27 protein-coding genes are annotated in these 26,950 nt (G+C 74.7%); 23 read left to right on the forward strand and 4 right to left on the reverse strand.

The genetic code is table 11. The features are described from left to right. Nucleotides 1-9 precede the first annotated feature (9 nt). From ACZ6TV_RS39385 to ACZ6TV_RS39395, 3 genes are read left to right on the forward strand one after another with little or no spacing between them, the layout of a single operon-like run. Nucleotides 10-669: an SDR family NAD(P)-dependent oxidoreductase gene (locus tag ACZ6TV_RS39385; protein WP_465303769.1), complete on the forward strand. Its 660-nt coding sequence runs from the start codon at nucleotides 10-12 to the stop codon at nucleotides 667-669. Nucleotides 670-706: 37 nt separating this feature from the next. Beyond that, nucleotides 707-1,912 carry an acetyl-CoA C-acetyltransferase gene (locus ACZ6TV_RS39390; protein ID WP_465303771.1) on the forward strand — a complete coding sequence of 402 codons (1,206 nt, stop codon included), beginning with the start codon at nucleotides 707-709 and terminating at the stop codon, nucleotides 1,910-1,912. Beyond that, on the forward strand, nucleotides 1,912-2,772 hold the full coding sequence (locus ACZ6TV_RS39395; protein ID WP_465303773.1) for an SDR family NAD(P)-dependent oxidoreductase: 861 nt from the start codon (nucleotides 1,912-1,914) through the stop codon (nucleotides 2,770-2,772). Before ACZ6TV_RS39390 ends, ACZ6TV_RS39395 begins: the two co-directional genes overlap by 1 nt. A 90-nt stretch (nucleotides 2,773-2,862) precedes the next feature. Here ACZ6TV_RS39395 and ACZ6TV_RS39400 read toward each other — a convergent pair whose 3' ends face one another. Further along, a complete protein-coding gene (locus tag ACZ6TV_RS39400; protein WP_465303775.1) occupies nucleotides 2,863-3,216 on the reverse strand; it encodes a hypothetical protein in 354 nt (117 codons plus the stop codon). Nucleotides 3,217-3,315: 99 nt separating this feature from the next. On the opposite strand from ACZ6TV_RS39400, the gene ACZ6TV_RS39405 reads away from it, so the two are divergent. Then, complete coding sequence (locus ACZ6TV_RS39405; RefSeq protein WP_465303777.1) at nucleotides 3,316-6,144, forward strand: AfsR/SARP family transcriptional regulator; 2,829 nt, start codon at nucleotides 3,316-3,318, stop codon at nucleotides 6,142-6,144. Nucleotides 6,145-6,173: 29 nt separating this feature from the next. Here the strand turns inward: ACZ6TV_RS39405 and ACZ6TV_RS39410 are convergent, their stop codons facing one another. Next, nucleotides 6,174-6,767: a TetR/AcrR family transcriptional regulator gene (locus tag ACZ6TV_RS39410; protein ID WP_465303779.1), complete on the reverse strand. Its 594-nt coding sequence runs from the start codon at nucleotides 6,765-6,767 to the stop codon at nucleotides 6,174-6,176. 162 nt (nucleotides 6,768-6,929) lie between these two features. Here ACZ6TV_RS39410 and ACZ6TV_RS39415 point away from each other — a divergent pair, with 162 nt between their 5' ends. The 14 genes from ACZ6TV_RS39415 to ACZ6TV_RS39480 all read left to right on the forward strand — a co-directional run bounded on the left by ACZ6TV_RS39415 (nucleotide 6,930) and on the right by ACZ6TV_RS39480 (nucleotide 19,284). Continuing rightward, on the forward strand, nucleotides 6,930-7,745 hold the full coding sequence (locus tag ACZ6TV_RS39415; RefSeq protein ID WP_465303781.1) for a CoA transferase subunit A: 816 nt from the start codon (nucleotides 6,930-6,932) through the stop codon (nucleotides 7,743-7,745). Continuing rightward, nucleotides 7,742-8,497, forward strand: coding sequence for a CoA-transferase subunit beta (locus ACZ6TV_RS39420; RefSeq protein ID WP_465303783.1), 756 nt, complete (start codon nucleotides 7,742-7,744; stop codon nucleotides 8,495-8,497). The genes ACZ6TV_RS39415 and ACZ6TV_RS39420 overlap by 4 nt, the downstream gene beginning before the upstream one ends. An 85-nt stretch (nucleotides 8,498-8,582) precedes the next feature. Further along, on the forward strand, nucleotides 8,583-9,632 hold the full coding sequence (locus ACZ6TV_RS39425) for an NAD(P)H-dependent flavin oxidoreductase (protein WP_465303785.1): 1,050 nt from the start codon (nucleotides 8,583-8,585) through the stop codon (nucleotides 9,630-9,632). Then, nucleotides 9,632-10,279: an acyltransferase gene (locus ACZ6TV_RS39430; RefSeq protein ID WP_465303787.1), complete on the forward strand. Its 648-nt coding sequence runs from the start codon at nucleotides 9,632-9,634 to the stop codon at nucleotides 10,277-10,279. Before ACZ6TV_RS39425 ends, ACZ6TV_RS39430 begins: the two co-directional genes overlap by 1 nt. Before the next feature lie 2 nt (nucleotides 10,280-10,281). After that, nucleotides 10,282-11,037 (forward strand): SDR family oxidoreductase, encoded by a 756-nt coding sequence (locus ACZ6TV_RS39435; protein ID WP_465303789.1) that lies wholly within the window; start codon nucleotides 10,282-10,284, stop codon nucleotides 11,035-11,037. 9 nt (nucleotides 11,038-11,046) lie between these two features. Further along, on the forward strand, nucleotides 11,047-11,472 hold the full coding sequence (locus tag ACZ6TV_RS39440; protein ID WP_465303791.1) for an FAS1-like dehydratase domain-containing protein: 426 nt from the start codon (nucleotides 11,047-11,049) through the stop codon (nucleotides 11,470-11,472). Between the two features lie 168 nt (nucleotides 11,473-11,640). Continuing rightward, nucleotides 11,641-12,021 (forward strand): MaoC/PaaZ C-terminal domain-containing protein, encoded by a 381-nt coding sequence (locus ACZ6TV_RS39445; RefSeq protein ID WP_465303793.1) that lies wholly within the window; start codon nucleotides 11,641-11,643, stop codon nucleotides 12,019-12,021. Continuing rightward, nucleotides 12,018-12,752, forward strand: coding sequence for an enoyl-CoA hydratase family protein (locus ACZ6TV_RS39450; RefSeq protein ID WP_465303795.1), 735 nt, complete (start codon nucleotides 12,018-12,020; stop codon nucleotides 12,750-12,752). Before ACZ6TV_RS39445 ends, ACZ6TV_RS39450 begins: the two co-directional genes overlap by 4 nt. Nucleotides 12,753-12,825: 73 nt before the next feature. After that, entirely contained in the window at nucleotides 12,826-13,959 is a 1,134-nt protein-coding gene (locus ACZ6TV_RS39455) for an acyl-CoA dehydrogenase family protein (protein ID WP_465303797.1), read from the forward strand. A gap of 10 nt (nucleotides 13,960-13,969) precedes the next feature. Beyond that, complete coding sequence (locus tag ACZ6TV_RS39460) at nucleotides 13,970-14,869, forward strand: acyl-CoA dehydrogenase family protein (RefSeq protein ID WP_465303799.1); 900 nt, start codon at nucleotides 13,970-13,972, stop codon at nucleotides 14,867-14,869. Continuing rightward, nucleotides 14,869-15,711, forward strand: a complete 843-nt coding sequence (locus tag ACZ6TV_RS39465; RefSeq protein WP_465303801.1) for an enoyl-CoA hydratase — start codon at nucleotides 14,869-14,871, stop codon at nucleotides 15,709-15,711. The genes ACZ6TV_RS39460 and ACZ6TV_RS39465 overlap by 1 nt, the downstream gene beginning before the upstream one ends. Next, nucleotides 15,711-16,436: an SDR family NAD(P)-dependent oxidoreductase gene (locus ACZ6TV_RS39470; RefSeq protein WP_465303803.1), complete on the forward strand. Its 726-nt coding sequence runs from the start codon at nucleotides 15,711-15,713 to the stop codon at nucleotides 16,434-16,436. Before ACZ6TV_RS39465 ends, ACZ6TV_RS39470 begins: the two co-directional genes overlap by 1 nt. Further along, nucleotides 16,429-17,970, forward strand: coding sequence for a class I adenylate-forming enzyme family protein (locus ACZ6TV_RS39475; RefSeq protein ID WP_465303805.1), 1,542 nt, complete (start codon nucleotides 16,429-16,431; stop codon nucleotides 17,968-17,970). The genes ACZ6TV_RS39470 and ACZ6TV_RS39475 overlap by 8 nt, the downstream gene beginning before the upstream one ends. Before the next feature lie 9 nt (nucleotides 17,971-17,979). Then, nucleotides 17,980-19,284, forward strand: coding sequence for a lanthionine synthetase LanC family protein (locus ACZ6TV_RS39480; RefSeq protein WP_465303807.1), 1,305 nt, complete (start codon nucleotides 17,980-17,982; stop codon nucleotides 19,282-19,284). A 9-nt stretch (nucleotides 19,285-19,293) separates the two neighbouring features. Here the strand turns inward: ACZ6TV_RS39480 and ACZ6TV_RS39485 are convergent, their stop codons facing one another. Next, nucleotides 19,294-20,187 (reverse strand): RNA polymerase subunit sigma-70, encoded by an 894-nt coding sequence (locus ACZ6TV_RS39485; protein WP_465303809.1) that lies wholly within the window; start codon nucleotides 20,185-20,187, stop codon nucleotides 19,294-19,296. A gap of 96 nt (nucleotides 20,188-20,283) precedes the next feature. On the opposite strand from ACZ6TV_RS39485, the gene ACZ6TV_RS39490 reads away from it, so the two are divergent. Beyond that, on the forward strand, nucleotides 20,284-21,114 hold the full coding sequence (locus ACZ6TV_RS39490; RefSeq protein ID WP_465303811.1) for an alpha/beta hydrolase fold domain-containing protein: 831 nt from the start codon (nucleotides 20,284-20,286) through the stop codon (nucleotides 21,112-21,114). Here ACZ6TV_RS39490 and ACZ6TV_RS39495 read toward each other — a convergent pair. Next, nucleotides 21,104-21,724: a thioesterase family protein gene (locus ACZ6TV_RS39495; protein WP_465303813.1), complete on the reverse strand. Its 621-nt coding sequence runs from the start codon at nucleotides 21,722-21,724 to the stop codon at nucleotides 21,104-21,106. The genes ACZ6TV_RS39490 and ACZ6TV_RS39495 overlap by 11 nt on opposite strands. A 76-nt stretch (nucleotides 21,725-21,800) precedes the next feature. Here ACZ6TV_RS39495 and ACZ6TV_RS39500 point away from each other — a divergent pair, with 76 nt between their 5' ends. The 4 genes from ACZ6TV_RS39500 to ACZ6TV_RS39515 all read left to right on the forward strand — a co-directional run bounded on the left by ACZ6TV_RS39500 (nucleotide 21,801) and on the right by ACZ6TV_RS39515 (nucleotide 26,926). Continuing rightward, a complete protein-coding gene (locus ACZ6TV_RS39500; RefSeq protein ID WP_465303815.1) occupies nucleotides 21,801-23,399 on the forward strand; it encodes a class I adenylate-forming enzyme family protein in 1,599 nt (532 codons plus the stop codon). Nucleotides 23,400-23,433: 34 nt separating this feature from the next. Further along, nucleotides 23,434-24,492: a CapA family protein gene (locus ACZ6TV_RS39505; RefSeq protein WP_465303817.1), complete on the forward strand. Its 1,059-nt coding sequence runs from the start codon at nucleotides 23,434-23,436 to the stop codon at nucleotides 24,490-24,492. A gap of 49 nt (nucleotides 24,493-24,541) precedes the next feature. Next, nucleotides 24,542-25,468 carry a carbohydrate kinase family protein gene (locus ACZ6TV_RS39510; RefSeq protein WP_465303819.1) on the forward strand — a complete coding sequence of 309 codons (927 nt, stop codon included), beginning with the start codon at nucleotides 24,542-24,544 and terminating at the stop codon, nucleotides 25,466-25,468. A gap of 84 nt (nucleotides 25,469-25,552) precedes the next feature. After that, nucleotides 25,553-26,926, forward strand: a complete 1,374-nt coding sequence (locus tag ACZ6TV_RS39515; protein WP_465303821.1) for a serine/threonine-protein kinase — start codon at nucleotides 25,553-25,555, stop codon at nucleotides 26,924-26,926. Nucleotides 26,927-26,950 lie beyond the last annotated feature (24 nt).

Genomic DNA, 26,950 nt, shown 5'->3' on the forward strand with positions numbered 1-26,950 from the left:
GAAACCGGCATGGACACCGTCATCGTGACCGGCGGCGCGAGCGGCATCGGCGCCGCGATCGTCCGCCTCGCCGCCGCACAGGGCCTCCGCCCGGTCGTCTGGGACCTGACGGCGACCGACGGCGGGCTCGTCGTCGACGTCCGCGACCCCGGCGCGGTCGCGGCCGCGCTCGCCGAGACCGGGCCGGCGCGGTATCTCGTGAACAACGCCGGACCGGCCAGCGGCGGCGCCGCCCTCGAGTTCGGTGCCGGGCTCCTCGCGACCGCCGGCAGCGTCGAGGCCGTCACCGCCGCCTGGCTGCGCACCGGACCACCCGAGGGCGCCGCCGTCGTCAACGTCGCGTCCGTCGCCGGGAACCTCGTCGGCACCGACTCCGCCTGGTACAGCGCGGGCAAGGCGGCCATCGCCGGGTACACCCGCCACCTCGCCACCCGCATCGCACCCGGGGTCCGGGCCAACGCCGTCGCCCCCGGCTTCATCGAAACCCCGCGCATGGCCGGGTTCGGTGACACACCGCTCGGCCGGGACCTCATCGCCCGCAACCCGATGCGCCGCGCCGGCCGCCCCGAGGACGTCGCCGCCGCCGTGCTGTTCCTGCTCTCCCCGTCCGCCGCCTACATCAACGGTGTCCTCCTGCCGGTCGACGGCGGCTGGACCGTCACCCAGTAAGACCGTCGCCCAGCAAGCCGCCCAGTAAGGGGTCGTCATGCCCGAAGCTGTCATCGTCTCCGCCGTGCGTTCGCCGATCGGCCGCGCGTACAAGGGATCCCTCGCCGGCGTGCGCGCCGACGACCTCGCCGCGCAGGTCGTGCGCCTGGCGCTGGACAAGGTGCCGGCGCTCGACCCGGGCACCCTCGACGACCTGATGCTCGGCTGCGCCCAGCCGGCCGGCGAGCAGGGGTACAACCTCGGCCGGCAGGTCGCGATGCAGCTCGGCTACGACATGCTGCCCGGCACCACCGTCAACCGGTACTGCGCCTCCTCGCTGCAGGCGATCCGCATGGCGTTCCACGCGATCAAGGCGGGGGAGGGGCACGCGTTCGTCGCCGCCGGCGTCGAGGTCGTCTCCCACTACCCGGCGGGCAAGGCCGACGGCATGCCGGACACCCGCAACCCCCGCTTCGACGTCGGCACCGGGACCCGGCCCTCGGATCAGGCGTGGTCCGACCCGCGTGACCGCGGCGCCGTCCCCGACGTGTACATCGCCATGGGCGAGACCGCGGAGAACGTCGCCGAACTGTGCGGGATCACCCGCCTGGAGCAGGACGAGTTCGCCGTCCGCAGCCAGAACAACGCGGAGAAGGCGCTCGCCGACGGATTCTGGGACCGCGACATCACGCCGGTCACGCTGCCCGACGGCACCGTCGTGCGCACCGACGACGGCCCGCGGTCCGGGGTCACCCTGGAGAAGGTGTCGGCGCTGCAGCCCGCGTTCCGGCCCGACGGCACCGTCACCGCCGGCAACTGCTGCCCGCTCAACGACGGCGCCGCGGCCCTCGTCGTGCTCAGCTCCACCAGGGCCGCCGAGCTCGGCCTGACCCCGCTCGCCAGGATCGTCAGCACCGGCGTGTCCGCGCTCAGCCCCGAGATCATGGGCCTCGGTCCCGTCGAGGCGAGCCGCCGCGCCCTCGCGCACGCCGGACTGGGCATCGGCGACATCGACCTGGTCGAGATCAACGAGGCGTTCGCCGCTCAGGTGATCCCGGCGTACCGCCAGATCGGCGCCCCCCTGGACCGGGTCAACGTGCACGGCGGCGCGATCGCGGTCGGGCACCCCTTCGGCATGACCGGCGCCCGGATCGCGACCACCCTGCTCAACGGTCTCGTGCACCGCGACGCGCAGTTCGGCCTGGAGACCATGTGCACCGCCGGCGGCCAGGGCATGGCCATGGTCATTGAGCGGCTCGCCTGATGGGAGCCCTGGACGGCAAGGCGGTCGTCGTCACCGGCGCCGGGCGCGGGCTCGGCGCGGCGTACGCCGGGCTCGCGGCCGCGGAGGGCGCGGCGGTGGTCGTCAACGACGTCGACGCCGACCTCGCCGAGGCGGTGGCGGCGCAGATCACCGCGTCCGGCGGCCGCGCGCTCGCCGTGGCCGGCACGATCGGCACCTGGGAGGGCGCCGGCGCGCTCGTGTCGCGCTGCGTCGACGTGTACGGCGCGATCGACGGCCTCGTGAACAACGCCGGCATCTTCCGCCTCGCCCACCCGGCGGCCCAGGACCCGGACGAGTTCCGGGCCGTCGTCGAGGTGAACCTGCTGGGCACCGCGTACTGCGGCCTGCACGCGATCCGGGCGATGCTCGCCCAGGGCGGCGGATCCGTGGTGAACGTGACGTCCGGCGCGCACGCCGGCTCGGCCGCGATGGGCGCCTACGGTGCCAGCAAGGGCGGCGTCGCCTCGCTCACCTACTGCTGGGCCGCGGACCTGATCGGCACCGGCGTGCGGGTCAACGCCGTCTCCCCGAACGCGCACACCCGGATGGCCGACACGTTCGAGGCGTACCTCGGCGCCGCCGCCCAGGGCCAGAACGTCGACAAACCCCCGTCGCAGAACGCGCCGGCCGTGATCTACCTGCTGTCCGACGCCGCGGCCGCCCTGCACGGGCAGATCGTCCGCATCGACGGCGACGAGCTGTCGATGATCGCCCACCCCGTCGTCCAGGGCACCGGCGCCCACGACCCCGACTGGACGGTCGACAAGATCGCGGCCGCCTTCGAGGCCGGCGCCGTCGGCCCGATCAGCCCGGTCGGCCTGCACCGCGCCGCCGGCTGAGCCGGCCCGGCCGAGCGGGCGGACCGGACCGGGACCGTCCGCTCCGCCCGCTCCGCCCCCGTTACCGGGCCGGGTCAGCTCCCGGCGGGCTCAGCAAGGGGTCGCGAGGTAACCGTCCAGGTATCCCTCGTAGATCCAGCCCCAGTTGGTGTACGTCCACCAGTTGCCGGTCGACGCGTTGTACCAGCTGCACCACTTGTAGACCACGGTGCCGTAGGGGGCGTAGTCGTAGACGGGGCACTTGGCGGCCGGGCCGTTGTGCACCGCCGCGCTCGGTGACTTGAGCACCCGTGCCGCGGTCGGGCCGTAGCCGCCCGCGCTGACGCTTGGGCACCCCGCCGCGGCCGCCGCCGCCGAGGCGGCCGGTGCCTGGACGGCCAGCCCGCCGAACGCGATGAGCAGCGCGGTGACGACCGTCGCTGCCCTTGCCGATGCCCACCTCATGGTGCCTCCCGTGAATCCGGTTCCGACGATGCGCCCACGATGCGCGAGGATGCATGCGGGAACGTTGTGACAACCTTGAATCGGGCGGACGGGGTGGCGGTGGAGTTCCGGTTGCTCGGCGGCGTCGAGGCGATCGACGGTGCGGGGCCCCTCGACGTCGGACCCGCGCGCCAGCGCGGGGTGCTGGCGGCGCTGGTGGTCGACGCCGGCCGGGTCGTGCCGACCGAGGACCTCGTCGAGCGGGTGTGGGGGCCGGCCAGGCCCCGGCGGGCGCGGCCCACGCTGTACAGCTACCTGTCGCGCCTGCGCCGGGTCCTCGGCGCCGGGGTGGCACTGCGCCGGCGCGCGGGTGGCTACCTGCTCGCGGCCGAGCCCGGGACCGTGGACCTGCACCGGTTCCGGCTGCTGTGCGCCCGTGCCCGCGCCGCGCCCGGCGACGAGCCCGCCGCGAGCCTGTTCGGCGAGGCGCTGGAGCTGTGGCGGGGCACGGCGTTCGGCGACCTCGACACCCCGTACTTCAACCTGCAGCGCCAGGCCGCCGACCGGGACCGGCACGCCGCCGCGCTGGACCACGGCGACGTCCTGCTCCGGCTGGGCCGCCACGGCACGCTGCTGGGCGAGCTGTTCGCCCGCGCCGAGGCGCATCCGCTCGACGAGCGGGTCACCGGTCAGCTCATGCTCGCGCTGCACCGCGACGGCCGCTCCGCCGACGCGCTGGCGCGCTACCGGCTGACCTGGGAACGGCTGCGGGAGGACGTGGGCGGCGAGCCCGGCGCGCCGCTGCAACACCTGCACCGGCGCATCCTGGCCGGCGACCCGACCCTGGCCGGCGTCGACACCGCCGCCCCGATCCTGGCCGGTGCCGAGACCGGCGGTCCGACCCTGGGCGGCGACGGGCCGGACGGCGGGATCGGTGGCGGGACCGACGATCCCGCCGCCGCCGGGCCTTCGCAGGTGCCCCGGCAGCTGCCGGCCCCGCCGGCCGTGTTCGTCGGGCGGCAGCGGGAGCTGGCCGAGGTCGACCGCATCGCCGCCGGCGCCGCGATGGCGGTCGTGACGATCGGCGGCACCGGAGGCATCGGCAAGACCGCCCTGATGCTGCACTGGGCGCACCGCAACATCGCCCGGTTCCCCGACGGGCAGCTGTACGTGGACCTGCGCGGCTTCGACCCCGCCCACGACCCGGTGCCGGCGTCCGTCGCGCTGCGCGGCTTCCTGGAGGCGCTCGGCGTCGCGCCGTCGGAGATCCCGGCGGACCTGGCGAGCCGGTCGGCGCTGTACCGCAGCGTCGTGGCCGGCCGCCGGATGCTCGTGCTGCTCGACAACGCCGGCACCTCCGCACAGGTCGAGCCGCTGCTGCCGGGCAGCCCGGCCTGCACGGTCCTGGTCACCGGCCGGCGGCAGCTCGCGGGCCTCGTCACGGCGGCGGGTGCCCGGCCACTGACACTGGAGGCGTTGCCGAGCGCGGAGGGCCGGGAGCTGCTCGTGCACCACCTCGGGCCGGGCCGGGCCGCGCAGGAGCCGGAGGCCGCCGCCGCGCTCGTCGCGCACTGTGCGGGGCTGCCGCTGGCCACCAGCATCGTCGCGGCGCGGGCCAGGATCCAGTCCGGGCTGCCCCTCGCCGCCCTGGCGGAGGAGCTCGACGACCGCTCCGCCCGGCTGGACGCGCTCGACGCCGGCGACCTCAACGCCGACCTGCGAGCGGTGTTCGCCGCGTCGTACCGGGCCCTGGAGCCGCCCCTCGCGACCGCGTTCGGGCTGCTGGGCGCCGCGCCGGGGCCGGACATCGGGCTGGGTGCCGCGGCCGAGCTGATCGGGCAGCCCGCCGCCCGGGCACGCGCCGCGCTGCGCCGGCTGACCGCCGCGTACCTGCTGCAGGAGCACGCGCCCGGCCGGTTCCACATGCACGACCTGGTGCACCTGTACGCCGCCGAGTGCTGCGCCGCCGACCAGCCCGACGGCACCGCCCGGCTCGCCCGCGCCCGCCTCGCCACGCACTACGCCGACGCCGCCATCGGCGCCGACCGGGTCCTGGCGCCGCAACGCACCCCGATCGCGCCGAGCGCGGCGGCGCCGGCGAAGGACGCACTGGCCTGGTTCGCGGCCGAGCACGACTGCCTGCTGGCCATCCAGCGGGCGGCGGCGGAGGACGGCCTGCACGCCGAGGTGTGGCGGCTCGCGTGGGCCCTCGACACGTACCAGTGGCGGCGGGCGCTGCTCGCGGAGCGGGTCGCCATGCTGGAGACCGCGCTGCCCTCGACCGTGGCGCAGCCGGGTGCCGCCGCGCTCAACCACCGGCTGCTGGGCCGCGCGTACGTGCCGCTCGGCCGGCACGACAGGGCACTGCACCACCTGCATCTGGCCGTCGCCGGGTACGAGACGGCCGCCGACCCCGACGGCCAGGCGCAGACGCAGCTCAACCTGGCCCTCGCCTGGGAGCACGCCGGCGACGACCGGCAGGCCCTGGCCCACGCGGAGGCGAACCTGCGGATCCGGGCCACCCTCGCCAACCCGGCGCGTGAGGCGGAGGCGCTCAACGCCGTCGGCTGGTATCACGCCCGGGTCGGTCAGCACGACGCCGCCGACGGGTACTGCCGCCGCGCCCTGGCCATCTGCCGCGCGCACGGCTTCCTGGAGACCGAGTCGTACACCCGCGACAGCCTCGGCTACATCGCCCGCCACCGGGGGCGGCCCGAGGAGGCGCTGCGCCACTACGGGGGCGCCCTGGAGCTGCGCCGGCTGCTCGGCGACACCTACGAGGAGGGCGACACGCTCACCCACCTCGGCGAGGTGTACGAGGCGCTGGACCGTCCCAAGGACGCCGCCGCCGCGTGGCGGGCGGCCCTGGCCCTGTACGAGTCGCAGGGCCGCACCCGGGAGGCGGACGCCGTCAGGCGGCGGCAGGCGGAGGGCGGGGCGGCCCGCTGAGCCGGCGCGGCGGGTGGGCCGCGCCGCTGTCAGGCGGCGGGCCTGGCCAGGCCGTCCAGGAACAGTGACGTGCAGTCCTCCGCCAGGCGGGTGATCGGATACGCCGCGGTCGGCTTGAACCAGCGGACCGACAGCCAGACGGCGTCACGCATCAGCCGGTAGAGGATCTTCGGGTCGAGGTCGTCGCGGATGACGCCCTCGGCGATGCCCGCCTCGATGACCGACAGCCAGGTCTGCTGGACCTCCTTGCCGGCGGTGCGCAGGTATCCGAACCGCTCGATCTGGGTCAGGTAGTTGACGTCGTTCTGGTAGATCTCGGTGGCGTGCGGGTGCGCCTCGACGACCTCGAGCGACGCCACGATGAGGTCGTGCAGCCGGGTCCGGGGATGGCTCTCGCCGTCCAGCACGCGCTTGTACCGCGTCCGCAGGTCTTCCAGGTAGGAGGTCACGATCTCGTCGACCATGGCTTCCTTGGACTCGAAGTGGTGATACAGGCTGCCGGACAGGATGCCCGCCTCGTCGGCGATCTCCCGCACGGTCGTGGCCGACACTCCCTTGCGCGCGAACAGCGCCGCGGCGCTGGCGAGAATCCGCTCGCGTCGATCCCCAGGCTCTCGGGCCATCTGCTTCCTCACCGCTGTCGTGATGCAGCCCCGTCGATCCGGCGCGCATCAGGAGTGTACGTGTGCCGTGAGATACGGCTCGTCAGCGAGTGTAGCGTAATCAAGCAAGCGCTTGGTACGTTCACCGGGCAAGGTCCAGGCTGCGCGGTGAAGAAGGCGGCGATGGCGAACAAGCAGATGACCGAAGACGAGGTCGTGGCGCAGCTGCGCTCCGGCATGACGATCGGGATCGGCGGCTGGGGCTCCAGACGCAAACCGATGTCCCTGGTGCGCGCGATCCTGCGCTCCGACCTCACCGACCTGACCGTCGTGAGCTACGGCGGCCCCGATGTGGGGCTGCTGCTGGCCGCGAAGAAGATCCGTCGCCTGGTGTACGGGTTCGTCTCCCTGGACTCGATCCCGCTGGAGCCGCACTTCCGGGCCGCCCGCCAGTCCGGCGCGGTGGAGGTGACCGAATACGACGAGGGCATGCTGCGCTGGGCGCTCTACGCCGCGGCGTGCCGGCTGCCCTTCATGCCCAGCCGGGCCGGCCTCGGCTCCGACGTGCTGAAGGTGAACCCGGGGCTGCGGACCGTCGCGTCGCCCTACGACGACGAGGAGCTCGTCGCGATCCCGGCCGTGCGCCTGGACGCGGCGCTGGTCCACCTCAACCGGGCCGACGTGCACGGCAACGCCCAGTACCTCGGGATGGACCCGTACTTCGACGACCTGTTCTGCAGCGCCGCCGACAAGGCCTACGTGTCGTGCGAGCAGATCGTCGACACCGCCGAGCTGACCCGGGAGGCGCCGGTCCAGTCGCTGCTGCTGCAGCGGTGGATGGTGCACGGCGTCGTCGAGGCGCCCCGCGGCGCGCACTTCACGTCCTGCGACCCCGACTACGGCAGGGACGAGGCGTTCCAGCGCGAATACGTCGCCGCCGCCGCCGACCCGCAGGCGTGGGCCGCCTTCTACGACCGGTACCTGGGGGTCCTGACATGAGCGACACGGTGACCAGAGCCGAGGTGTGCGTCGTCGCCTGCGCCGAGGTGTGGCGCGGCGACGGGGAGATCCTCGCCAGCCCGATAGGAATCGTGCCGAGCATCGGCGCCCGCCTGGCGCGCGCCACGTTCGCCCCCGACCTGCTGCTGTCCGACGGCGAGGCGTGCCTGACCCAGGGCACCTGGGCGATCGGCGGCACCCCACCCGTCATCGAGGGCTGGATCCCGTTCCGGGCGGTGTTCGACCTGCTGTACACCGGCCGCCGGCACGTCATGATGGGCCCGAGCCAGATCGACCGCTACGGCAACGCCAACATCTCCGCCATCGGCGACTTCGCCCGCCCGACCCGGGCGCTGCTCGGCGTCCGCGGCGCGCCCGGCAACACCGTCAACCACCCCACCAGCTACTGGGTGCCGCGGCACGGGAAGCGCTCGTTCGTCGCCGCCGTCGACATGGTCAGCGGCATCGGCTACGACCGGGCCGCCGCGAACCCCAGCGCCGGGCGCTTCCACGAGATCCGCCGGGTGGTCAGCAACCTCGGCGTGTTCGACTTCGACACCGAAGACCACCGGATGCGCCTGGTCTCCGTGCACCCCGGCGTCACCGTCGACGAGGTCGTCGCCGCCACCGGCTTCGACCTGACCGTGCCCGCCGACGTACCGGCGACGCGGCTGCCGACCGAGGACGAGCTCGCCCTCATCCGCGACGTCATCGACCCTCGCTCCGTGCGGTCCCGCGAGGTGGAGGGGTGAGCGGCCCGGAACGCAGTGGAGTGGCTGCTCACTGGGATTGCGGATGTGGGTCGGGCCGACGACGGGGCGTAGCGGAGGCGGCGGCATGACCGCGCTCCGGACGCCGATCTGTGAGCTGTTCGGCGTCCGGTACCCCATCGTGCAGACCGGCATGGGGTGGGTCTCCGACGCGAAGCTGACCGCCGCCACCTCCAACGCGGGCGGGCTGGGCATCCTCGCCAGCGCCACGCTCTCCTACGAGGACCTCGAGACCGGGATCGCCGAGGTCCGGCGGCTCACGGACGCCCCGTTCGGCGTCAACCTGCGCGCCGACGCCCCCGACGCCGCGAAGCGCGCCGACCTGCTCATCCGGGAAGGTGTGCGGGTCGCCTCGTTCGCGCTGGCGCCGAAACCCGAGCTCATCGAACGGCTCAAGGCCGCCGGGGTGGTGGTCGTGCCGTCCGTCGGCGCGCGCCGCCACGCCGAGAAGGTCGCCGCCTGGGGCGCGGACGCCGTCGTCGTGCAGGGCGGCGAGGGCGGCGGCCACACCGGCCCGGTGCCGACGACGCTGCTGCTGCCCCAGGTCGTCGACGCGGTCGACATCCCGGTCATCGCCGCCGGCGGCTTCTTCGACGGCCGCGGCCTGGTCGCCGCGCTCGCCTACGGCGCCGCCGGGATCGCGATGGGCACCCGCTTCCTGCTCACCTCCGACAGCCCCGTCGGCGCCGCGGTGAAGCAGCGCTACCTCGACGCGACCGTCACCGACACCGTCGTCACGTCCGCGCTGGACGGCGTCCCGCAGCGGGTCCTGCGCACGCCCTTCGTCGACGGTCTCGGCGACGCCGGCGCGCTGCGGAAGCTGCCCCGCGCGGTCCGCAGCGCCCGCGCGCTGCGCAAGGCGACCGGCCGGTCGTGGCTGAGCATGCTGCGCGAGGGCCGGGCCATGCGCGGCAGCCATGACCTGCGCCTCGGCCAGCTCGTCCTGGCCGCCAACACCCCGATGCTGATCCGCGCCGCCATGGTCGACGGCCGCGACGACGCCGGCGTCATGGCCACCGGTCAGGTCGCCGGGCTCATCGACGACCTGCCCAGCTGCGCGGAGCTGGTCGAGCGCATCATGGCCGAGGCCGCGGACACCCTGAAGCGGCTGGCCTGATGCCCGCGTACTCCATCGAGGGCGTCATCCCGGTCGTCCACCCGACCGCCTACGTCCACCCCACCGCCGTCCTCATCGGCGACGTCCACGTCGGTGCCGGCTGCTACGTCGGCCCGAACGCGAGCCTGCGCGGCGACTTCGGCCGGATCGTCCTGTCGCCCGGGTCCAACGTGCAGGACTCGTGCGTGCTGCACACCTTCCCCGGCACGACGCTGACGCTCGGCGTCGACGGGCACGTCGGGCACGGCGCGGTCCTGCACGGCTGCCGGGTCGGCGAGGGTGCCCTCATCGGCATCAACGCCGTCGTCCTCGACGACGCGGTCGTGGGGGAGTTCGCGTTCGTCGGCGCCCATTCCCTCGTCCGCGCCGAGTTCGAGGTCCCGCCGAGGACGCTCGCGGCAGGTGTACCGGCGAAGATCGTGCGGGACCTCACGGACACGGAGCTGTCGTGGAAGGCGCACGGCACGGGGGTCTACCAGGCCCTGGCGGTCCGCAGCCGGGACTCGCTGCGCCTGGTGTCGCCGTTGCCGCAGGAGGAGCCGGACCGGCCGCGGCTGTCGACGTCCGAGGCGACCGCCGTCCCGATCGACCGGGCCCGGCGCTCGGCAGACTCTGGCGTACCAAGCAAGCGCTTGGTAGAGTCATGAGCATGCCGAACAGGACGAAGGGCCACGGGCTGCTCGCCGGGCGCACGGTGCTGGTGACCGCCGCCGCGGGCACCGGCATCGGATCCGCCACCGCCGAACGCTGCGTCGAGGAAGGTGCCCGCGTCGTCATCTCCGACCGGCACGAGCGCCGCCTCGCCGAGACCGCGCAACGCCTGGGCGTCCTCGGCATCCCGTGCGACGTCACCGACCAGGCGCAGGTCGAGCACCTCTTCGCCACCGCGGTCGAGCACCTCGGCGGCGGCCTCGACGTGCTGGTCAACAACGCCGGGCTCGGCGGCACCGCGGCCGTCGTCGACATGACCGACGAGCAGTGGAGCACCGTCCTGGACGTCACGCTCACCGGCACCTTCCGCTGCACCAGGGCGGCGCTGCGGCACATGATCCCCCGCGGGACCGGCGTGATCGTCAACAACGCCTCCGTCATCGGCTGGCGGGCCCAGGAGGGTCAGGCGCACTACGCCGCCGCGAAGGCCGGCGTCATGGCGCTCACCCGCTGCTCCGCGGTGGAGGCCGCCCGCTCCGGCGTGCGCGTCAACGCCGTCGCGCCCAGCCTCGCGATGCACCCGCACCTGGCCAAGGTCACCACCGACGAGCTGCTCGCCGAGCTGTCCACCCGCGAGGCGTTCGGCCGGCCCGCCGAGCCGTGGGAGATCGCCAACGTGATCGTCTTCCTGGCCAGCGAGTACAGCTCGTACATGACCGGCGAGGTCGTCTCCGTCAGCAGTCAGCACCCCTAGGAGCCCGGCATGGTCGACGACAGCGCCGCCGGGCGCACCGGCGAGCCCTTCACCCTCGACGTGGAGCGCGGCAAGATCCGCGAGTTCGCCCGGGCGACCGGCTCCACCAACCCTTCGTACTTCGCGGCGGACGACCCGGTCGCCCCGCCGACGTTCCTCACCACCGCGTTCTTCTGGCAGACCGGCGCCGCCGACCCGTGGCAGGCCGTCGCGATGGACCAGCGCAAAGGCCTGCACGCCGAGCAGGAGTTCGTGTTCCACGGCCCGCCACCGCGCGCCGGGGACCGACTCACCGGGGTCTCCCGGATCGAGTCGATCACCCGCAAGGAAGGCCGCAGCGGCACCCTCACGTTCGCGGTGATGGTCACCGAGTTCCACGACGAGACCGGCCGACACGTCGCCACCGTCAAGCTGACCGGGGTGGAGACGGCATGAGCGGCCAGCGGAGCGTCTCGGGCCGCTCATCGTGTGACAGTTTCGGCTCAGGTCGACGCCGGAGCGCAGCGGAGGTGGCGGCGTGAGCGGCCAGCGGAGCGTCTCGGGCCGCTCATCGTGTGACAGCCCTGGGTCAGGCCGGCGCCGGAGCGCAGCGGAGGTGGCGGCGTGACGTTCACGTACGGGCCGCTGACGCGGACCGATCTCGTGCGCTACCAGGGCGCTTCCGGGGACTTCAACCCGATCCACCACGACGAGCCGTTCGCGCTCGCCGCCGGGATGCCGGCGCCCCTCGCGCTCGGCATGCTGCAGGCCGGGTTCCTCGCCACCTGGGCCACCGACCGGTTCGGCGCTTCCGCGATCCGCTCGTTCCGCGTCCGGTTCGCCGCCCAGGTGTTTCCCGGCGACACCGTCACCTGCGACGGCACCGTCGTGGCGACCCGCGACGACAGCTTCGACGTCGAGATGACGTGCACCACCCAGGCCGGCACCGTCGCGGTGTACGGCTGGGCGACCTTCGCTTCGGATCCCGCCTCGGAGGCACAGTGATCGAGTCCACAGTGGACGAGCTCGGGGTGGCCGAGATCGTCATGGCCAACCCGCCCGTCAACGCGCTGCCGGTCGCCGGCTGGTTCGCGCTCGCCGCCGCCCTGGACGCAGCCGGGCAGGACCCCGCCGTCCGCGCGGTCGTGCTGCGCGCCGAGGGCCGCGGGTTCAACGCCGGCGTCGACATCAAGGAGCTGCAGGCGGCCACCGGCCACGGCGCGCTCGTCGGCGTCAACCGCGGCTGCGCGGCCGCGTTCAGCGCCGTCTACGACTGCCCCGTCCCCGTCATCGCCGCCGTGCACGGCTTCTGCCTCGGCGGTGGCATCGGCCTGGTCGGCAACGCCGACGTCATCGTCGCCTCCGACGACGCCACGTTCGGGCTGCCGGAGGTCGACCGCGGCGCGCTCGGCGCCGCCACCCACCTGTCCCGGCTGGTGCCGCAGCACAAGATGCGGGCCATGATGTACACGTCGGCCACCGCGACCGCCGCCGAGCTGCACGCCTTCGGCTCGGTGCTGTCCGTGGTGCCGCGCGACGAGCTGCGCGCGGCCGCGTTCGCCGTCGCGCACGACATCGCCGGCAAGAACCCGCAGGTGATCCGGGCCGCGAAGGAGTCGCTCAACGGCATCGACCCGTGGGACCCGAAGCGCAGCTACCGCTACGAGCAGGGCTTCACCTTCGAGCTCAACCTCACCGGCGTGGCCGACGAGGTCAGGGACGAGTTCGGGCAATGAGCGGCCGGAGCGAAGCGGAGAGCCGGTCCTCACGGGCGCGGGGCCGGATCGGGCCGGCGCCGGAGGCGACGGAATGATCTCGCTGGAGGACACCGAGGAGGAAGCGGCGTTCCGGGCCGAGGCCCGCGAGTGGCTGCGGGCCAACGTGCCCGGCCAGCTGCCGTCCGGCGACACCCGCGAGGGCTTCGCCGCGCACCTGCACTGGGAGCGGGCCCTGTTCGACGCCGGCTGGGCGGTCGTCTCCTGGCCCCGCCGGTACGGCGGCCGCGACGCCTCCCTGTGGCAGTGGCTCATCTTCGAGGAGGAGTACTACGCCGCCGGCGCGCCGCAGCGCGTGACCCAGAACGGCATCTTCCTGCTCGCCCCGACCCTGTTCGAGTTCGGCACCGCCGAGCAGCAGGACACGCTGCTGCCCCGGATGGCGGCCGCGCAGGACCTGTGGTGCCAGGGCTGGTCCGAGCCCGGCGCCGGCAGCGACCTCGCCGCGATCAGCAGCCGCGCCGAGGCCGTCGACGGCGGCTGGCGGATCAACGGGCAGAAGACCTGGACGACCCGCGGCGCGTTCAGCACCCACATCTTCGGCCTGTTCCGCACCGACCCGGCCGCCACCCGGCACCGCGGCCTCACCTACCTGCTCGTGCCGCTGGACACCGACGGGGTCACCGTGCGCGGCTTCGGGCGGCTCGACGGCGACGAAGGCTTCGCCGAGGTGTTCTTCGACGACGTGTTCGTCCCGCACGGCGCCGTCCTCGGCGAGGTCGGCAAGGGCTGGCAGGTCGCCATGTCCACCACCGGCTCCGAGCGCGGCCTCACGCTGCGCTCCCCGGGCCGCTTCCTGCACACCGCACAACGCCTCGTCGCGCTCGCCGCCGCGCAGGGCGGCCGGCTGCGGCCGGCGCTGCGGGAGCGGATCACCCGCGCCTGGCTGGCCGCCCGCGCCTACCAGCTGTTCACCCTCAACCAGGTCACCGACCTCGTCGAGGGCCGGGCACCGGGCGCCCGGTCCAGCCTCAACAAGCTCTTCTGGTCACGGCTGGACGTCGAGCTGCACGAGATCGCCCTGGAGCTGCTCGGTGGTGAGGCGGTCCTCGACTCGCCGTGGACCCGAGGCTTCCAGTTCTCGCTCGCCGGGCCGATCTACGCCGGTACCAACGAGATCCAGCGCAACATCGTCGCCGAGCGCGTCCTCGGCCTGCCCCGAGCGTGAAGGAGCCACCGTGCGGTTCGCGTTGACCGACGACCAGACCGCGCTGCGCGACGCGGTCCGGGCGCCCCTGGCCGCCGCCGACTGGCCGGCGCTCGCGGAGATGGGCGTGTTCGCCGCCATGACCGACCTGGGCCTGGACGAGACCGACCTCGCGCCGGTCCTGGAGGAGATCGGCTTCGCCGCGGTCGCGCTCCCGGTGACCGCGACGGCGTTCGTCGCCGTGCCGCTGCTCGCCGCGATCGGCGACGAGCGGGCGGCCGCGGCAGCCGCCGGGCGGCTGCGGGTCGCGGTCGCCGGGCCCGGCGGCATCACCCCGTTCGGCGCGGACGCCGACCTGATCCTGCACCTCGGCGACGGTGCCGCGCGCCTCGGCGCCGCCGCCGCCGGGGCGTCCACGGTGGACACGTCGCTCGGCGCGGTCTTCTCCGTCGGCGGCGAGCTCCTCACCGACGACAGGGCGCTGGTCGAGGCGGCCGCCGCCCGGGCCGCGCTCGGTCACGCCGCCGAGCTCGTCGGGCTCGGCCGGCGGATGCTGGAGCTCACCGTCGGCTACGTCGGGCAACGCCACCAGTTCGGCGCGCCCGTCGGCAGCTTCCAGGCCGTGAAGCACCAGCTCGCCGACGCGTACCTCGGCCTGGAGTTCGCCCGCCCCACCGTCCTGGCCGCCGCGTGGGCGCTCGTGCACGGCGCCGACCCGGTCGCGGCCGTCGACGGCGCCGTCGTGCTCGCCGCCGAGGCCGCGCACGCCGCGAGCCGCGCCGCGATCCAGTGCCACGGCGCCATCGGCTACACCGTCGAATACGAGCTGCACCGCTACGCCAAACGCGCCTGGGCGCTCGCCGCCCTCGCCGGACCCGGCGACCGCCTGGACGCGCTGTCCCACACCATCGGCCTTCCGAAGGAGCTTTGATGACCGACGAGGAAGTCGTTCGCTACCGCACCGACGGGCCGGTCGCGGTCGTGACGATGCACCGGCCGCAGTACCGCAACGCGCAGAACTCGGCGATGACCTACGCCCTGGACGACGCCCTGTACCGCGCCGCCGACGACGACGAGGTGAAGGTCATCGTCCTCGCGGGCGAGGGGAAGCACTTCTCCGCCGGGCACGACATCGGCACGCCGGGCCGCGACATCGACACCACGTTCCCGCGCCGCGCCGGACTCTGGTGGGACCACGTCGACAAGCCCGGCGCGGAGAGCCGCTTCGCCCGCGAGTCCGAGGTGTACCTCGGCATGTGCCGGCGCTGGCGGGAGCTGCCGAAGCCGACCATCGCCATGGTGCAGGGCGCCTGTATCGCCGGTGGGCTCATGCTCGCCTGGTGCTGCGACCTCATCGTCGCCGCCGACGACGCGTTCTTCGCCGACCCGGTCGTGAAGATGGGCATCCCCGGCGTCGAGTACTTCGCGCACCCGTGGGTCATGGGCCCCCGGCATGCCAAGGAGTTCCTGTTCCTCGGCGAACGCGTCCACGCCGACCGCGCGCTGCAGCTGGGCATGGTGAACCGGGTCGTGCCCCGCGCCGACCTGGAGGCGTCCACGATGGACATCGCGCACCGCATCGCGCAGATGCCCCGCCTCGGCCTCGCCCTGACGAAGAAGGCCGTCAACCAGGCCGAGGACCTGATGGGGCTGCGCGCCGGGATGGACTCCGTGTTCGGCCTGCACCACGTCGCCCACGCGCACAACGCCGAGGTCGGCCAGGACTCCCTCGCCGGGCACGACGCCCGTTCCATGCGCGACGGCAGTCGCTGATGCCGCTACGGTACGAAGGCCGCGTCGCCCTCGTCACCGGCGCCGCCTCCGGCATCGGTGCCGCCACCGCGGCCCGGCTGGTGCGGGAGGGCGCCCGCGTCGCGGGCCTCGACGTCGCGCCCGTCTCCGTCCCCGGGGTGCACGGCATCGTCTGCGACCTGCGCGACGAGGAACAGGTCGCGGCCGCCGTCGCCGACACCGCCGGGTGGGGCGGGCGGATCGACCTGCTCGCCAACGTCGCCGGGGTCGCCGCGTCCGCGCACACCACCGACGTCACGCTCGCCGAGTGGGACCGGATCCTGGCCGTCAACCTCACCGGCACGTTCCTCGCCTGCCGGGCCGTGCTGCCACACCTGGTCGCCACCCAGGGCGCGATCGTCAACGTCGCGTCCCTGGCCGGGGTGCGCGGCTGGCGGTACAGCGCCGCGTACTCCGCCGCGAAGGGCGGCGTCGTCGCGCTGACCCGGTCCCTGGCGGTCGAGTACGCGCCCGACGGCGTGCGGGTCGCCTGCGTCTGCCCCGGCTCGGTCGACACGCCGCTGAAACGGTCCCTGGTGCCCGCGCCGGACCAGGACCCCCGGCTGGCCGGGCACGCCCGGGCGCTGCTCGACCCACCCGTCGCCGACCCGGCCGAGGTCGCCGCCGCCATCGCGTACCTCGGCTCGGCGGAGGCGCGCTTCGCCACCGGCGCCGTGCTCCGCCTCGACGGAGGCGCCGGTGTCTGAGTACCCGCCCGACGTGATCGCCGGCCACTACGCCACCGGTGCCTGGACCGCGGACACGGTCGCCTCGCTCGTCGCCCGGCAGGACCCGTCACGGACCGCGTTCATCGCCCCGGAGGGCACCTTCACCTGGGGCGACTACGACACCCTGTCGTCCCGCCTGGCCCGGTCCTATGTGGACGCCGGGTTCGCGCCGGGGGACCGCCTCGCGGTGCTGCTGACCGGCGGCGCGCTGACCCACATCGCCTACCTCGCCGCGCAGAAGGCCGGCCTCGTCACGGTCGGCATCGGCCCGCGCGCCGGCGACGCCGAGATCACCCACATCCTCGCCAAGGCCGGCGCCGCGGGACTCGCCACCCGGCCGGCGCACCGCGGCCGCCCGGGGCACGAGATCGCGGCCCGCTGCGGCGCCGCCCGGCACGTCGTGCTCGACCTGGACACCCTGCCGACCGCCGGGCACACCGGACCGGGGCTCGGCGCGGACGACCTGTTCTTCGTGAACTCCACGTCCGGCACCACGGGCCTGCCGAAATGCGTACGCCAGACGATGAACAACCGCAAGTACTTCGGGCCGCTCGCCCACGCCGCCGGCCGCTTCGGCGACGACGAGGTCTTCGCCAGCGTCCTGCCCGCACCCTACGGCTTCGGCCTGTGGAGCGCGCACATCGTGCCCGCCATGTACGGCTACCCGACCGTCCTCACCGCCGAGTTCGACGCCGCCGAGACGCTGCGGCGCATCGAGGAGCACCGGGTCACCGTCCTGTGCGCGGTCACCGCCCAGTTCATCATGCTGCTCAACTCCCCGGCGTTCGCGACCACGGACCTGTCGTCGCTGCGGGTCATGTTCACCGGCGGGGAACGCGTCCCGGTCGCCCGCGCCCGCGAGTTCGAGGAACGCACCGGCTGCGCGGTGCTGCAGTTCTACGGCTCCAACGAGGCCGGCCCGCTCTCGGTGACCACGGTCGACGACCCGCGGACCGCCCGGCTCACCACGGCCGGCCGGCCGGTGCCCGGCGCGAACCTGCGGCTGCTCGCCGACGGCGCCGACCTCGCCGGGGGACCGGGGCAGGTCGCCGCGAACGGCCCCGGATGCACCCCCGGCTACCTCGACGACGACACCGCGAACGCCGCACTGTTCCGCCCCGACGGCTGGCTCCTCACCGGCGACGTGGCCACCGTGGACGATGCCGGGTACCTCTCCATCACCGGCAGGATCGCGGACTTCATCATCCGCGGCGGCCACAACGTCAGCGCCCTCGTCGTGGAGGAGGCCGTCGGCGGGCACCCGTCGGTCGCGCAGGCCGCCGTCGTCGCCGTGCCCGACCCGGTCCTCGGCGAACGCGTCTGCGCCTACGTCGTCACCCGCGCCGACCTCACCCTCGACGCGCTCCGCCTGCACCTGGACGCCGCCGGCGTGTCGAAGCAGAACTGGCCCGAATACCTGGTCCCGCTGCCGTCCCTGCCACTCGGCACCGGCGGCAAGGTCGACAAGGCGTCCCTGCGCACCGACGCCGCCCGCCGCTTCCCGCTTGGCTAACGTGGTGGCATGTACCGGGACCTCGGGGAAGCCGCCTGGGCGTGGACGCTCGCCAACGTGCACCACGACGAGGAGGGGCCGTGGCTGCCCTCCGAGGTCGGCGACGACGAGCCGGCGCCGGCGAAGGACCGCGACTCCGTGTACGCGGGCATCGGCGGGCTCGCGCCGGTCCTCGCCGAGCTCCGCCTGCACCGGCCGCTGACCGGTGCCGAGACGGCGCTCGCGGACGCGGTCGTCGCGCGGCTCTCGGCGGGTGCGGCGGCGCGGGTCGAGCCTTCGCTGTACGACGGGCTCGGCGGCGACGTCCTGGCGCTGCGGCTGCTCGCGCCGGGCCGGGAAACGCTTGCCCTGGAGCGTCTGGCGGCGCTGCGTACGCCCGGCGGGTGGGAGACGACGTTCACGGTCAGGCCGGACAGCACCGCGCCGCTCACCGACGTCGTCATGGGCACGGCCGGGATCGTGCACGCCGCCGCGTGGGCCGGCGGGCCGCACGCCGGCGACATCATGACGACCGGCGGCGAGGCGCTGCTCGAGGCCGCCGAGCCGACCGAGGCCGGGCTCAACTGGCGGATGTGGCCGGGGCACCGGTCGAGCTCACCGAACTTCTCGCACGGCACCGCGGGGGTCGCCGCCGCGCTCGCCGTCGCCGGGCGCGCGCTGGGGCGGGACGACTTCGTCGACGCGGCCCGGCGCGGCGGCGAGCACCTCGTGGCCATCGCGGACCTCGACGGCGGCGGCTTCGTCGTCCCGCACACGATCCCGCCGTCGGAGCGGGAGGTGGAGCCGGTCACGTACAACTGGTGCCACGGACCGGCGGGCACCTCCCAGGTCTTCCCCGCCCTCGCCCTCGCCGGCGTGGCCTCGGTGGGTGGGCACCCGGTCGGCGAGCTGCGCCGCCGCTGCCTGCACTCGGTCCTCACCTGCGGCGCCCCGGCCCGCCTGCGCCCCGGCTTCTGGGACAACGACGGCCGCTGCTGCGGCACTGCCGGCGCCGGCGACATCCTCCTCGACGCCGCCCAGTCCTCGCCCCAGGACGCCGACGCGCACCTGGCGGGCGCCCGGACGATGGCGGACGCCCTCGTGGAGCGGGCGATCCGGGACGGGAGCGGCGCCCGCTGGCGGTTCGTGGAGCACCGGCAGGACCCGCCGCTGCTGCCGCCGAGCCCCACCTGGATGCAGGGCTCCGCCGGCATCGCCGCCTTCCTGCTCCGCCTCGCCCGGGTCGAGGAGGACGGTCTCACCGCCCCCGTCGTCGACCGCCCCGACCAGTGGTGGACCGTCCCGCCGTCGGTGGTCACCCAGCACCGGTCCTGAGACCGCCGGTCACGCTGGGGCGGACCGGGCGAACCGGGTGACCAGGTCCGGGTCGGCGAAGACGGTGACGGCGGCGATGCCGTCCGGTGCCACGGTCAGGACCGCCACGCCGAAGGGCTCGCCGTGCCACCAGGCGAGGGCGGCGGGCTGGGCGTTGGCGCCGGCCGGCCGCATGCGCCAGGCGCCCGGGGCGTCCATGGCCGGGCCGGCCAGTGCCGCGCAGGCGGCGTTTCCCCTGGCCACGTCGCCGGACGGGACGAGTTCGAGGATCGCGTCGCGGCGCAGGACGCGCTGGAAGGCGGCCGGGTCGGCGTCGGTCCAGGCGGCCATGTACAGGTCGAGCAGCTCCCGGGTGCGGCGGTCGGTCGGCTCGGTGACCTGGTCCGGCGTCGGTGCCACCTCGGCGATGCGGGCCCTGGCGCGCTGCAGGGCGCTCTTCACCGCGGCCACGCTGAGGTCCAGCATCTGGGCGACCTCGGCCGCCGGGAAGGCGAGGACCTCGCGGAGCAGCAGCACGGCGCGCTGGCGGGACGGCAGGTGCTGCAGGCCGGCGACGAACGCCAGCCGCACCCCTTCGCGGCCCACGACCGCGCCTTCCGGGTCGGAGCCCGGCGGCGCGGTCGGGATCGGCTGGATCCACGCGTCGGTGGCGAGCCCCGACGGCAGCGCCCGGCGGGTCCGGCCGCCGGCCGTGGTCAGGCAGACGTTGGTCACGATGCGGAACAGCCACACGCGCACCGACGAGCGCTCCTCGAACGCCGGCCAGGCGCGGAACGCGCGCAGGTAGGCCTCCTGGACGGCGTCCTCGGCCTCGTCCCACGAGCCCAGCATGCGGTAACTGTGCGCGAGCAGGCCGCGCCGCTCGGCCTCGAACTGTGCGGTCAGGTCAGGTGTCACGGTCATGCAGACCGCCGGGGGCCGGGAAAGGAATCGGTCGCCCGGCGATTCCTTCTCCGCGCGGCCGGGGTCTGCACTGGAAACGACGCAGTGGAGGGCATCATGAGCGATCCGATCCGGCGGCACTGGACGCTGGCCGCGGCGGGCACCGCCGAGCCGTGGGAGGCGTTGACCGCCGAACCGGCCGGGGTCACGCACCGCGAGGTCGACGCCGGGGGCCTGGGGGCGCTGTGGGTGGAGCCGGAGGACACCGTCCTGTTCTACATCCACGGCGGCGGGTTCGTCAGCGGCAGCGTCTGGACACACCGCAAACTCGTGGGCCACCTGGCGGCAGCGGCCGGTGCCAGGGCGCTGATCGTCAGCTACCCGTACGCGCCCGACCAGGTGCACCCCGCGCAGCTGGACGCCGTGGCTTCCTCGTACACCTGGCTGCTCGGGCAGGGCGTCGACCCGCGCAGGACCGTGGTCGCCGGCGACTCGTGCGGCGCCTGGCTGGCGCTGGCCCTGGCGCTGCGGGCGCGCGACCAGGGGCTGCCGCTGCCGTCCGGGCTGGCGCTCATCTCGCCGTGGGTGGACCTGACGCAGAGCGGCGCGAGCTATGCGACCAACGCCGCGGCCGACCCGTTCTTCAGCAGGGCGCTCGTGGACGGCCTCGCCGCCTGCTTCCTCGGCGCGGCGGGCCCCGGTGGTGACCTGCTGCGGGCCGACCTGACCGGGCTGCCGCCGATGGTGATCCAGGCCGGCGGCGACGAGACCCTCGTCGACGACGCCCGCGGCCTGCACGCCGCGGCACGCGGGGCGGGTGTCGAGTCGCGGCTCGAGGTGTACCCGGGTCAGCTGCACACGTTCCAGATGGCGGCGGGCCGCACCGCGGTGGCCGGCGAGGCGGTCGCGTCCCTCGGCGGGTGGGTGCGGGCCCGGGTCAGCGGCTGATCAGGGTCTGGGCGACCTGGCCGTCGCCGATCGGGCGGCCGCCGACGGTGGCGTGGACGTCGAAGAGGTACCGGCGGCCGCGGACGTCGGCGAGCGTCGCGGTGACGACGAACTGCTGGCCGGTGTGGGCGGGACCGGTGTGCCGGATGCCGATCCACGTGCCGAGGGACGCGGTCGCCGGGCCGAAGTGCGGCCGGAGCGTGTCGGCGGCGGTGTCCTCGAGGCAGGCGATGAGCGCCGGCGTGCTCAGCACCGGCTCGGTGTCGGGGACGTGGTCGGTCGTCTGGTCCGCGGTCACCGTGAACGTGCGGGCGCACGACGCGCCGGGGGCCAGGTCGGTGCGCAGCAGGCGGTGCGGGGCCTCGTCGCGGGGCGGGCCGGTGCGGACGCGGAGGTCGGCGACGAGCCGGTCGCCGCGCAGCAGGCGCAGGGTGCTGACCCGCCCGCCGGTGCCGTCCACCGTGGTCAGCCGCAGCGGCGCGTCGGCGGTGCCGGCGCCGTCGCCGTACCAGATGAGCTGCTCGACGTGAGCACCCTGCGGGACCGGCAGCAGCGGCAGGACGGTGAGGTCCGCGGGGGTGCCGGCGGGGGCGGTCCAGAGATCCGGCACGCGACGCTCCCTACCTTGACATGCTCGAAGGGCCGGGAACAGAATGGCACAACCAAGCGCTTGTTTGGTAGAGGTCTTGGGGGTTTTCGTGCACGACCTGTTCCCGGCCGGTGCCGCGCCGGCGCCCGGCAGCGTCCACGAGCGTTACGTCGCCGACCGCCTCGCCGGGGTGCGCGACGGCGAGACACTGCCCGACACGGTCCGCCGGCACGCCGCCGCGCAGCCGGACGGCGTCGCGTTCGTCGCCGGCGACGACCGGCTCACCTGGGCGCAGTTCGACGCCCGCTCGTCCGCGTTCGCGCAGCGGCTGGCCGACGCCGGGCTGCCGCGCGGCGCGCGGGTGGGCGTGCTGCTGCCCGACGGGGTCGAGGTGCACGTGGTGTACCTCGCGGCGATGAAGGCCGGCATGGTCGTCGTGGCCATCGGCCCACGGGCCGCCCGCCTCGAGGTCCGCCACCTGCTGACCGTCGGCGGCGCGACCGCCCTCGTCAGCCAGGAGCTGCACCGCGGCGAGCCCGTCAGCGCGCTCGTCGAGGGCCTCGGCATCGGCGTACACCTGCTGCTGGACAAGCTCCCGGACGCCGACGCCGCCGCGAAGGGGCCGCACGAGCTGCGCCGGGACGAGATCCACCTGCTGAACTCCACGTCCGGCACCACGGGCATGCCGAAGTGCGTGGTGCACAACCAGGACCGGTGGTACTACTACCACGAGCTCGCCGTCGAGTGCGGCGACCTGCGCGCCGACGACGTGTTCCTCACGCTGATCCCGGCGCCCTACGGCTTCGCGCAGTGGACCGCCAACTTCACGCCCACCATCCTCGGCGTGCCCACCGTCGTCATGCCCCGCTTCACCGCCGACGAGGCGCTGCGCCTCATCGAGCGCGAACGGGTCACCGTCGTGTGCTGCGTGAGCACCCAGTTCATCATGATGCTCAACTCGCCGCTCGCGTCCGAGGTGGACCTGTCGTCGCTGCGGGTCATGTTCACCGGCGGGGAGGCCGTGCCGTTCGAGCGCGCCGCCGAGTTCGAGCGGCGCACCGGGGCGAAGGTGCTGCAGTTCTTCGGCTCGAACGAGACCGGCGCCCTGTCGCGGACCTCGGTCACCGACACCACCGACCAGCGGCTGCGGACCGCCGGGAAGGTCATCGACGCGATGCGGGTGCGGCTGTTCGCGGCGGACGGCACGGACGTCACCGCCGCCGGCGGGCCCGGCCAGGCCGCCTGCGCCGGTCCCGCGACCTGCCTGGGGTACTTCGGCGATCCCGTCGCCAACGAGACGCTCTTCACCGCCGACGGCTGGATGCTCACCGGCGACATCTGCACCATCGACGCCGACGGCTACCTGCGGGTCGTGGACCGCAAGTCCGACTTCATCATCCGGGGCGGCAAGAACATCAGCGCGGCGGCCGTGGAGGACCACGTCGGCTCGCACCCGGCGGTGGCGATGGTGGCGGCGGTCGCCGTGCCGGACCCGACGTTCGGCGAGCGCGTCTGCGCGGTCGTGGTCCTGCGCGAGGCGGCGTCGCTCGACCTGGACGGGCTGCGCGCGCACCTGGACGCCCGCGGGGTCTCCCGGGACAACTGGCCGGAGCGCCTCGAGATCGTCGCCGACCTGCCCCGCGGCTCCGGCGGGAAGGTCGCCAAGGCCGAACTGCGCCAGCGCCTGCGCGGCTGACGGACGCGGGCGCGCCGCTCGTACGCTGTGCGCTGTGAAGGCAGTGATCGTGGTGGCAGCGTTGCTGCTCGCCGGATGCAGCTCAGGCACGCCGTCCCAGGCCTCGTCGTCCCCGACGTCGTCCCCGCCCACCTCGTCGTCCTCGGCGTCGCCGGCACCGTCGCCGGCGGCCGTGGAACTGACGCTGGCGTTCGGCGGGGACGTGCACTTCACCGAGCGGACGGCGGGACTGCTGAAGGACCCGGCGACCGCGATCGGGCCCATGGCGCCGGTCCTGTCGGCCGCCGACCTCGCCGTCGTCAACCTCGAGACGGCGGTGACCACGCGGGGCACGCCGGAGCCGAAGGAGTTCCACTTCCGGGCGCCCGCCACGGCGTACGAGGCGGTGAAGGCCGCCGGGATCGACGCGGTGTCGATCGCCAACAACCACGCCCTCGACTACGGCCGGGTCGGGTTCGCCGACACCCTCGACGCGGCCGCGGCGGCCGGGATGCCCACGGTCGGCGGTGGCCGCACGATCGACGAGGCCTACGCGCCGCTGATCCTGACCGCCCGGGGCGTGCGGGTGGCGATCGTCGGGTACAGCCAGATCCACACCCTCGCCGAAAGCTGGAAGGCCGGTCCGTCGACGCCCGGGATCGCCCTCGCCTGGGACGTGCCGCGGGCCGTCGCCGCGGTCAAGGCCGCCCGCGACCGCGCCGACCTCGTCGTCGTGTTCAACCACTGGGGCACCGAGACCGACCCGTGCCCCAACGCCAACCAGAAGTCCTTCGCCAAGGCCCTCGCCGACGCCGGCGCCGACATGATCATCGGCGCGCACGCGCACGTCCTGCAGGGCGACGGCTGGCTCGGGCGGACCTACGTGGCCTACGGCCTGGGCAACTTCGTCTGGTACGTCGGCTCCGCCGACACCGGCGTGCTCAAGGTCCACGTCCGCGGCCGCTCGGTCACCGCCGCCGAACTCGTGCCGGCCGTCGTCTCGGGCACCGGGCAGCCGAAGCCGCTCACCGGCGGCGCCGCGACGGCCGCCGCCAAGAAGTTCGCCGACCTGCGCCGCTGCACCGGCCTCGCCCCCGCCCCACCGGCCGCCTGAAGACGGCACGGGGCACCCCGACCGGCGTGACCCGCCTATGATCACCCGCGTGGCTGACTTCGATGTGCTGGTGATCGGCGGGGTCGGGGTCGACACCATCGTGCGGGTGCCGGACCTGGCGATCCCGGCGAGCGACAACATGCACGTCCCGCCGATCCAGGACTACGTCGCGCACTCCGGCAACGGGGTGGCGCTGGGGTTCCACTCGCTCGGGCTGCGCACCAAGTTCGTCGACTTCCTCGGCGACGACCAGCAGGGCGAGCTGATCCTGCGGCGGTACGCGGCGGCCGGCCTCGATTTCAGCAGCCTGCCCGCGCCCAACGGGACGCCGCGCAGCGTCAACCTGGTCGACGCGGCCGGCCGGCGGTTCTCGTTCTACGACGGCCGGCACCCGGCCGGGCTGACCCTGCCGCGGGAGTTCTACCTGCCGCTGCTGGAGCGGACCCGGCACGCGCACATCGGCGGGCGGGACATGGCCGCGTTCGCCGACGCCCGGCGGCTCGGCGTCACCACCTCCTGCGACATCCACGCCTGGGACGGCGTCAACCCCTGGGGGCTGGCCTGCGCCCGCGAGGCGGACATCGTCTTCCTCAGCTCCGCCGCGGCACCGGAGAAGATCGACGACCTGATGCGCCTGCTGCTGGACGCGGGCACCGCCGAGCTCGTCGTCGCGACCGAGGGCGACGCCGGCTGCCGCGTGCTGACCCGCGCCGACAGGCAGGTGCGCCGCTTCCCCGTGGCGGAGCCCGAGCGCCCGGTCGTCGACAGCAACGGCGCCGGCGACGCGTTCAGCACGGCCTTCATGAGCCGCTGGTTCGCCGGCCGTACCGTCGAGGAATGCGCGCTCGCGGGAGCCGTCTCCGGCGCGTTCGCGTGCGGAGCGCACGGCACCCACGAGGAGCTGATCTCGGCGGACCGGCTGACGCAGGCCGTGACGCGCGCCGAGCGGTCGCCGCACTGGCTGGCTGGCCGCTGACGCTCCGCGGTCGCGCCGTCACCGAGACCATCCTGGGACCTTGCCGATGTGTCGGAGGCGCCCGTTACGGGGACGGTGATCAGCATGTTGCGGGATCAAGTCCTCGCCGGTCGCTACCGGCTGACCGAGGAGCTCGGCACCGGCGGGATGGCCGTGGTGTGGAAGGCACACGACGAGCTGCTCAACCGGCATGTGGCGGTCAAGGTCCTCGCCGGCGCGCAGGCCGCCGACCCGGCCGCCCGGCGCCGGGTCCTGGCCGAGGCGCAGGCCGCCGCGCAGGTGCAGCATCCACACGTCGCCGGCATCTACGACTACGGCGAGGCGACCGGGGACACCGGCCACACCGTGCCGTACGTGGTGATGGAGCTGCTGCACGGACGCACGCTGTCGCAGCGGCTCGCCGGGGGTCCGCTGCCGCCGCGCGCCGCCCTGCGTGTGTGCGCCGAGGTCGCCGGGGCGCTCGCCGCCGCGCACGCCCGCCACGTGGTCCACCGCGACGTCAAGCCCGCCAACGTCATGCTGACCCCGTCCGGGGCCAAGGTCGTCGACTTCGGGCTCGCCGCCATCGCCGGGGCGCCGGACCTCGACGAGGACGGCCAGCTGCTGGGCACCGCGGCGTACCTCGCCCCGGAGCGGCTCACCGGGGACGAGGTCCTGCCCGCCTCCGACGTCTACGCTCTCGGCCTGCTCCTGCACCGCGCGCTCACCGACGAGCTGCCGTGGGAGGCGGACACCCCGTCGCAGATGCTCACCGCGCACGTCTACGTCGAGCCGGAGCCCCTCACCCCGATGAGCGGCGTGCCCGTCGAGGTCAACGAGATCTGCGACCGGTGCCTGGCCAAGGACCCGGCGGACCGCCCGCCCGCCGCCGAGGTGGCGGCCGTGCTCGCCGCCGCCGCGGGCATCGCGTCCCCGCCGGTGGACGACCTCCCCGGGCCCGTCGCGCCCTCGGCGGACGACCTTCGCAGGACCGCCGCGTCCCCGGTCGGCGATCCGGCGGTGGCCGCCGCGGCCGCCGGCGATCCCGGTCGTCGCCGGCGGACGACGGTCGTCGCCGGCGTCGTCGCCGTGCTGGCGTCGGCGAGCACGGCCGCGGTCCTCGTCGCGTTCGGCCCCGCGAGCGACGATCCGGCGGCCGCGCCGGCCGGATCGGCCGCGGCCCCGGCCATCGCCGCCCCGTCCCCGGCGGAGCCGAGCACCTCGGCGTCGTCGCCGGCGCAGAGCACCTCCTCCATCAGCCCGGGGCCGACCGGCACCGTCCAGCCCGCCGGTGGTGCCACCGCGCCGCCGTCGCCGACGACCGCGCCCGGCCCGACCCCGTCCGCGTCGCCGGCGCCACCGCCGGCACCCGGCGTCACGATCCAGGCTCTGGGCGGCGTGCTGTGGGCTCAGTGCACCGGCAAGACGGCGCAGGCCCTCAGCCTGGAGCTCACGGAGGGCTACACCGTGCAGGAGTAACGGCCCGGCCCGGCCGACGAGGTC

The sequence above is a fragment of the Dactylosporangium sp. NPDC051087 genome (assembly GCF_055586325.1).

Excerpts from the sequence above, each read along its gene's own strand:
- ACZ6TV_RS39470 (WP_465303803.1), top strand. The coding sequence starts at position 15,711 with ATGCCGCTACGGTACGAAGGCCGCGTCGCCCTCGTCACCGGCGCCGCC.
- ACZ6TV_RS39430 (WP_465303787.1), top strand. The coding sequence starts at position 9,632 with ATGCCCGCGTACTCCATCGAGGGCGTCATCCCGGTCGTCCACCCGACC.
- ACZ6TV_RS39410 (WP_465303779.1), bottom strand. The coding sequence starts at position 6,767 with ATGGCCCGAGAGCCTGGGGATCGACGCGAGCGGATTCTCGCCAGCGCC.
- ACZ6TV_RS39490 (WP_465303811.1), top strand. The coding sequence starts at position 20,284 with ATGAGCGATCCGATCCGGCGGCACTGGACGCTGGCCGCGGCGGGCACC.
- ACZ6TV_RS39395 (WP_465303773.1), top strand. The coding sequence starts at position 1,912 with ATGGGAGCCCTGGACGGCAAGGCGGTCGTCGTCACCGGCGCCGGGCGC.
- ACZ6TV_RS39420 (WP_465303783.1), top strand. The coding sequence starts at position 7,742 with ATGAGCGACACGGTGACCAGAGCCGAGGTGTGCGTCGTCGCCTGCGCC.
- ACZ6TV_RS39425 (WP_465303785.1), top strand. The coding sequence starts at position 8,583 with ATGACCGCGCTCCGGACGCCGATCTGTGAGCTGTTCGGCGTCCGGTAC.
- ACZ6TV_RS39435 (WP_465303789.1), top strand. The coding sequence starts at position 10,282 with ATGCCGAACAGGACGAAGGGCCACGGGCTGCTCGCCGGGCGCACGGTG.
- ACZ6TV_RS39385 (WP_465303769.1), top strand. The coding sequence starts at position 10 with ATGGACACCGTCATCGTGACCGGCGGCGCGAGCGGCATCGGCGCCGCG.
- ACZ6TV_RS39415 (WP_465303781.1), top strand. The coding sequence starts at position 6,930 with ATGGCGAACAAGCAGATGACCGAAGACGAGGTCGTGGCGCAGCTGCGC.
- ACZ6TV_RS39515 (WP_465303821.1), top strand. The coding sequence starts at position 25,553 with ATGTTGCGGGATCAAGTCCTCGCCGGTCGCTACCGGCTGACCGAGGAG.
- ACZ6TV_RS39465 (WP_465303801.1), top strand. The coding sequence starts at position 14,869 with ATGACCGACGAGGAAGTCGTTCGCTACCGCACCGACGGGCCGGTCGCG.
- ACZ6TV_RS39390 (WP_465303771.1), top strand. The coding sequence starts at position 707 with ATGCCCGAAGCTGTCATCGTCTCCGCCGTGCGTTCGCCGATCGGCCGC.
- ACZ6TV_RS39400 (WP_465303775.1), bottom strand. The coding sequence starts at position 3,216 with ATGAGGTGGGCATCGGCAAGGGCAGCGACGGTCGTCACCGCGCTGCTC.
- ACZ6TV_RS39480 (WP_465303807.1), top strand. The coding sequence starts at position 17,980 with ATGTACCGGGACCTCGGGGAAGCCGCCTGGGCGTGGACGCTCGCCAAC.
- ACZ6TV_RS39485 (WP_465303809.1), bottom strand. The coding sequence starts at position 20,187 with ATGACCGTGACACCTGACCTGACCGCACAGTTCGAGGCCGAGCGGCGC.
- ACZ6TV_RS39455 (WP_465303797.1), top strand. The coding sequence starts at position 12,826 with ATGATCTCGCTGGAGGACACCGAGGAGGAAGCGGCGTTCCGGGCCGAG.
- ACZ6TV_RS39440 (WP_465303791.1), top strand. The coding sequence starts at position 11,047 with ATGGTCGACGACAGCGCCGCCGGGCGCACCGGCGAGCCCTTCACCCTC.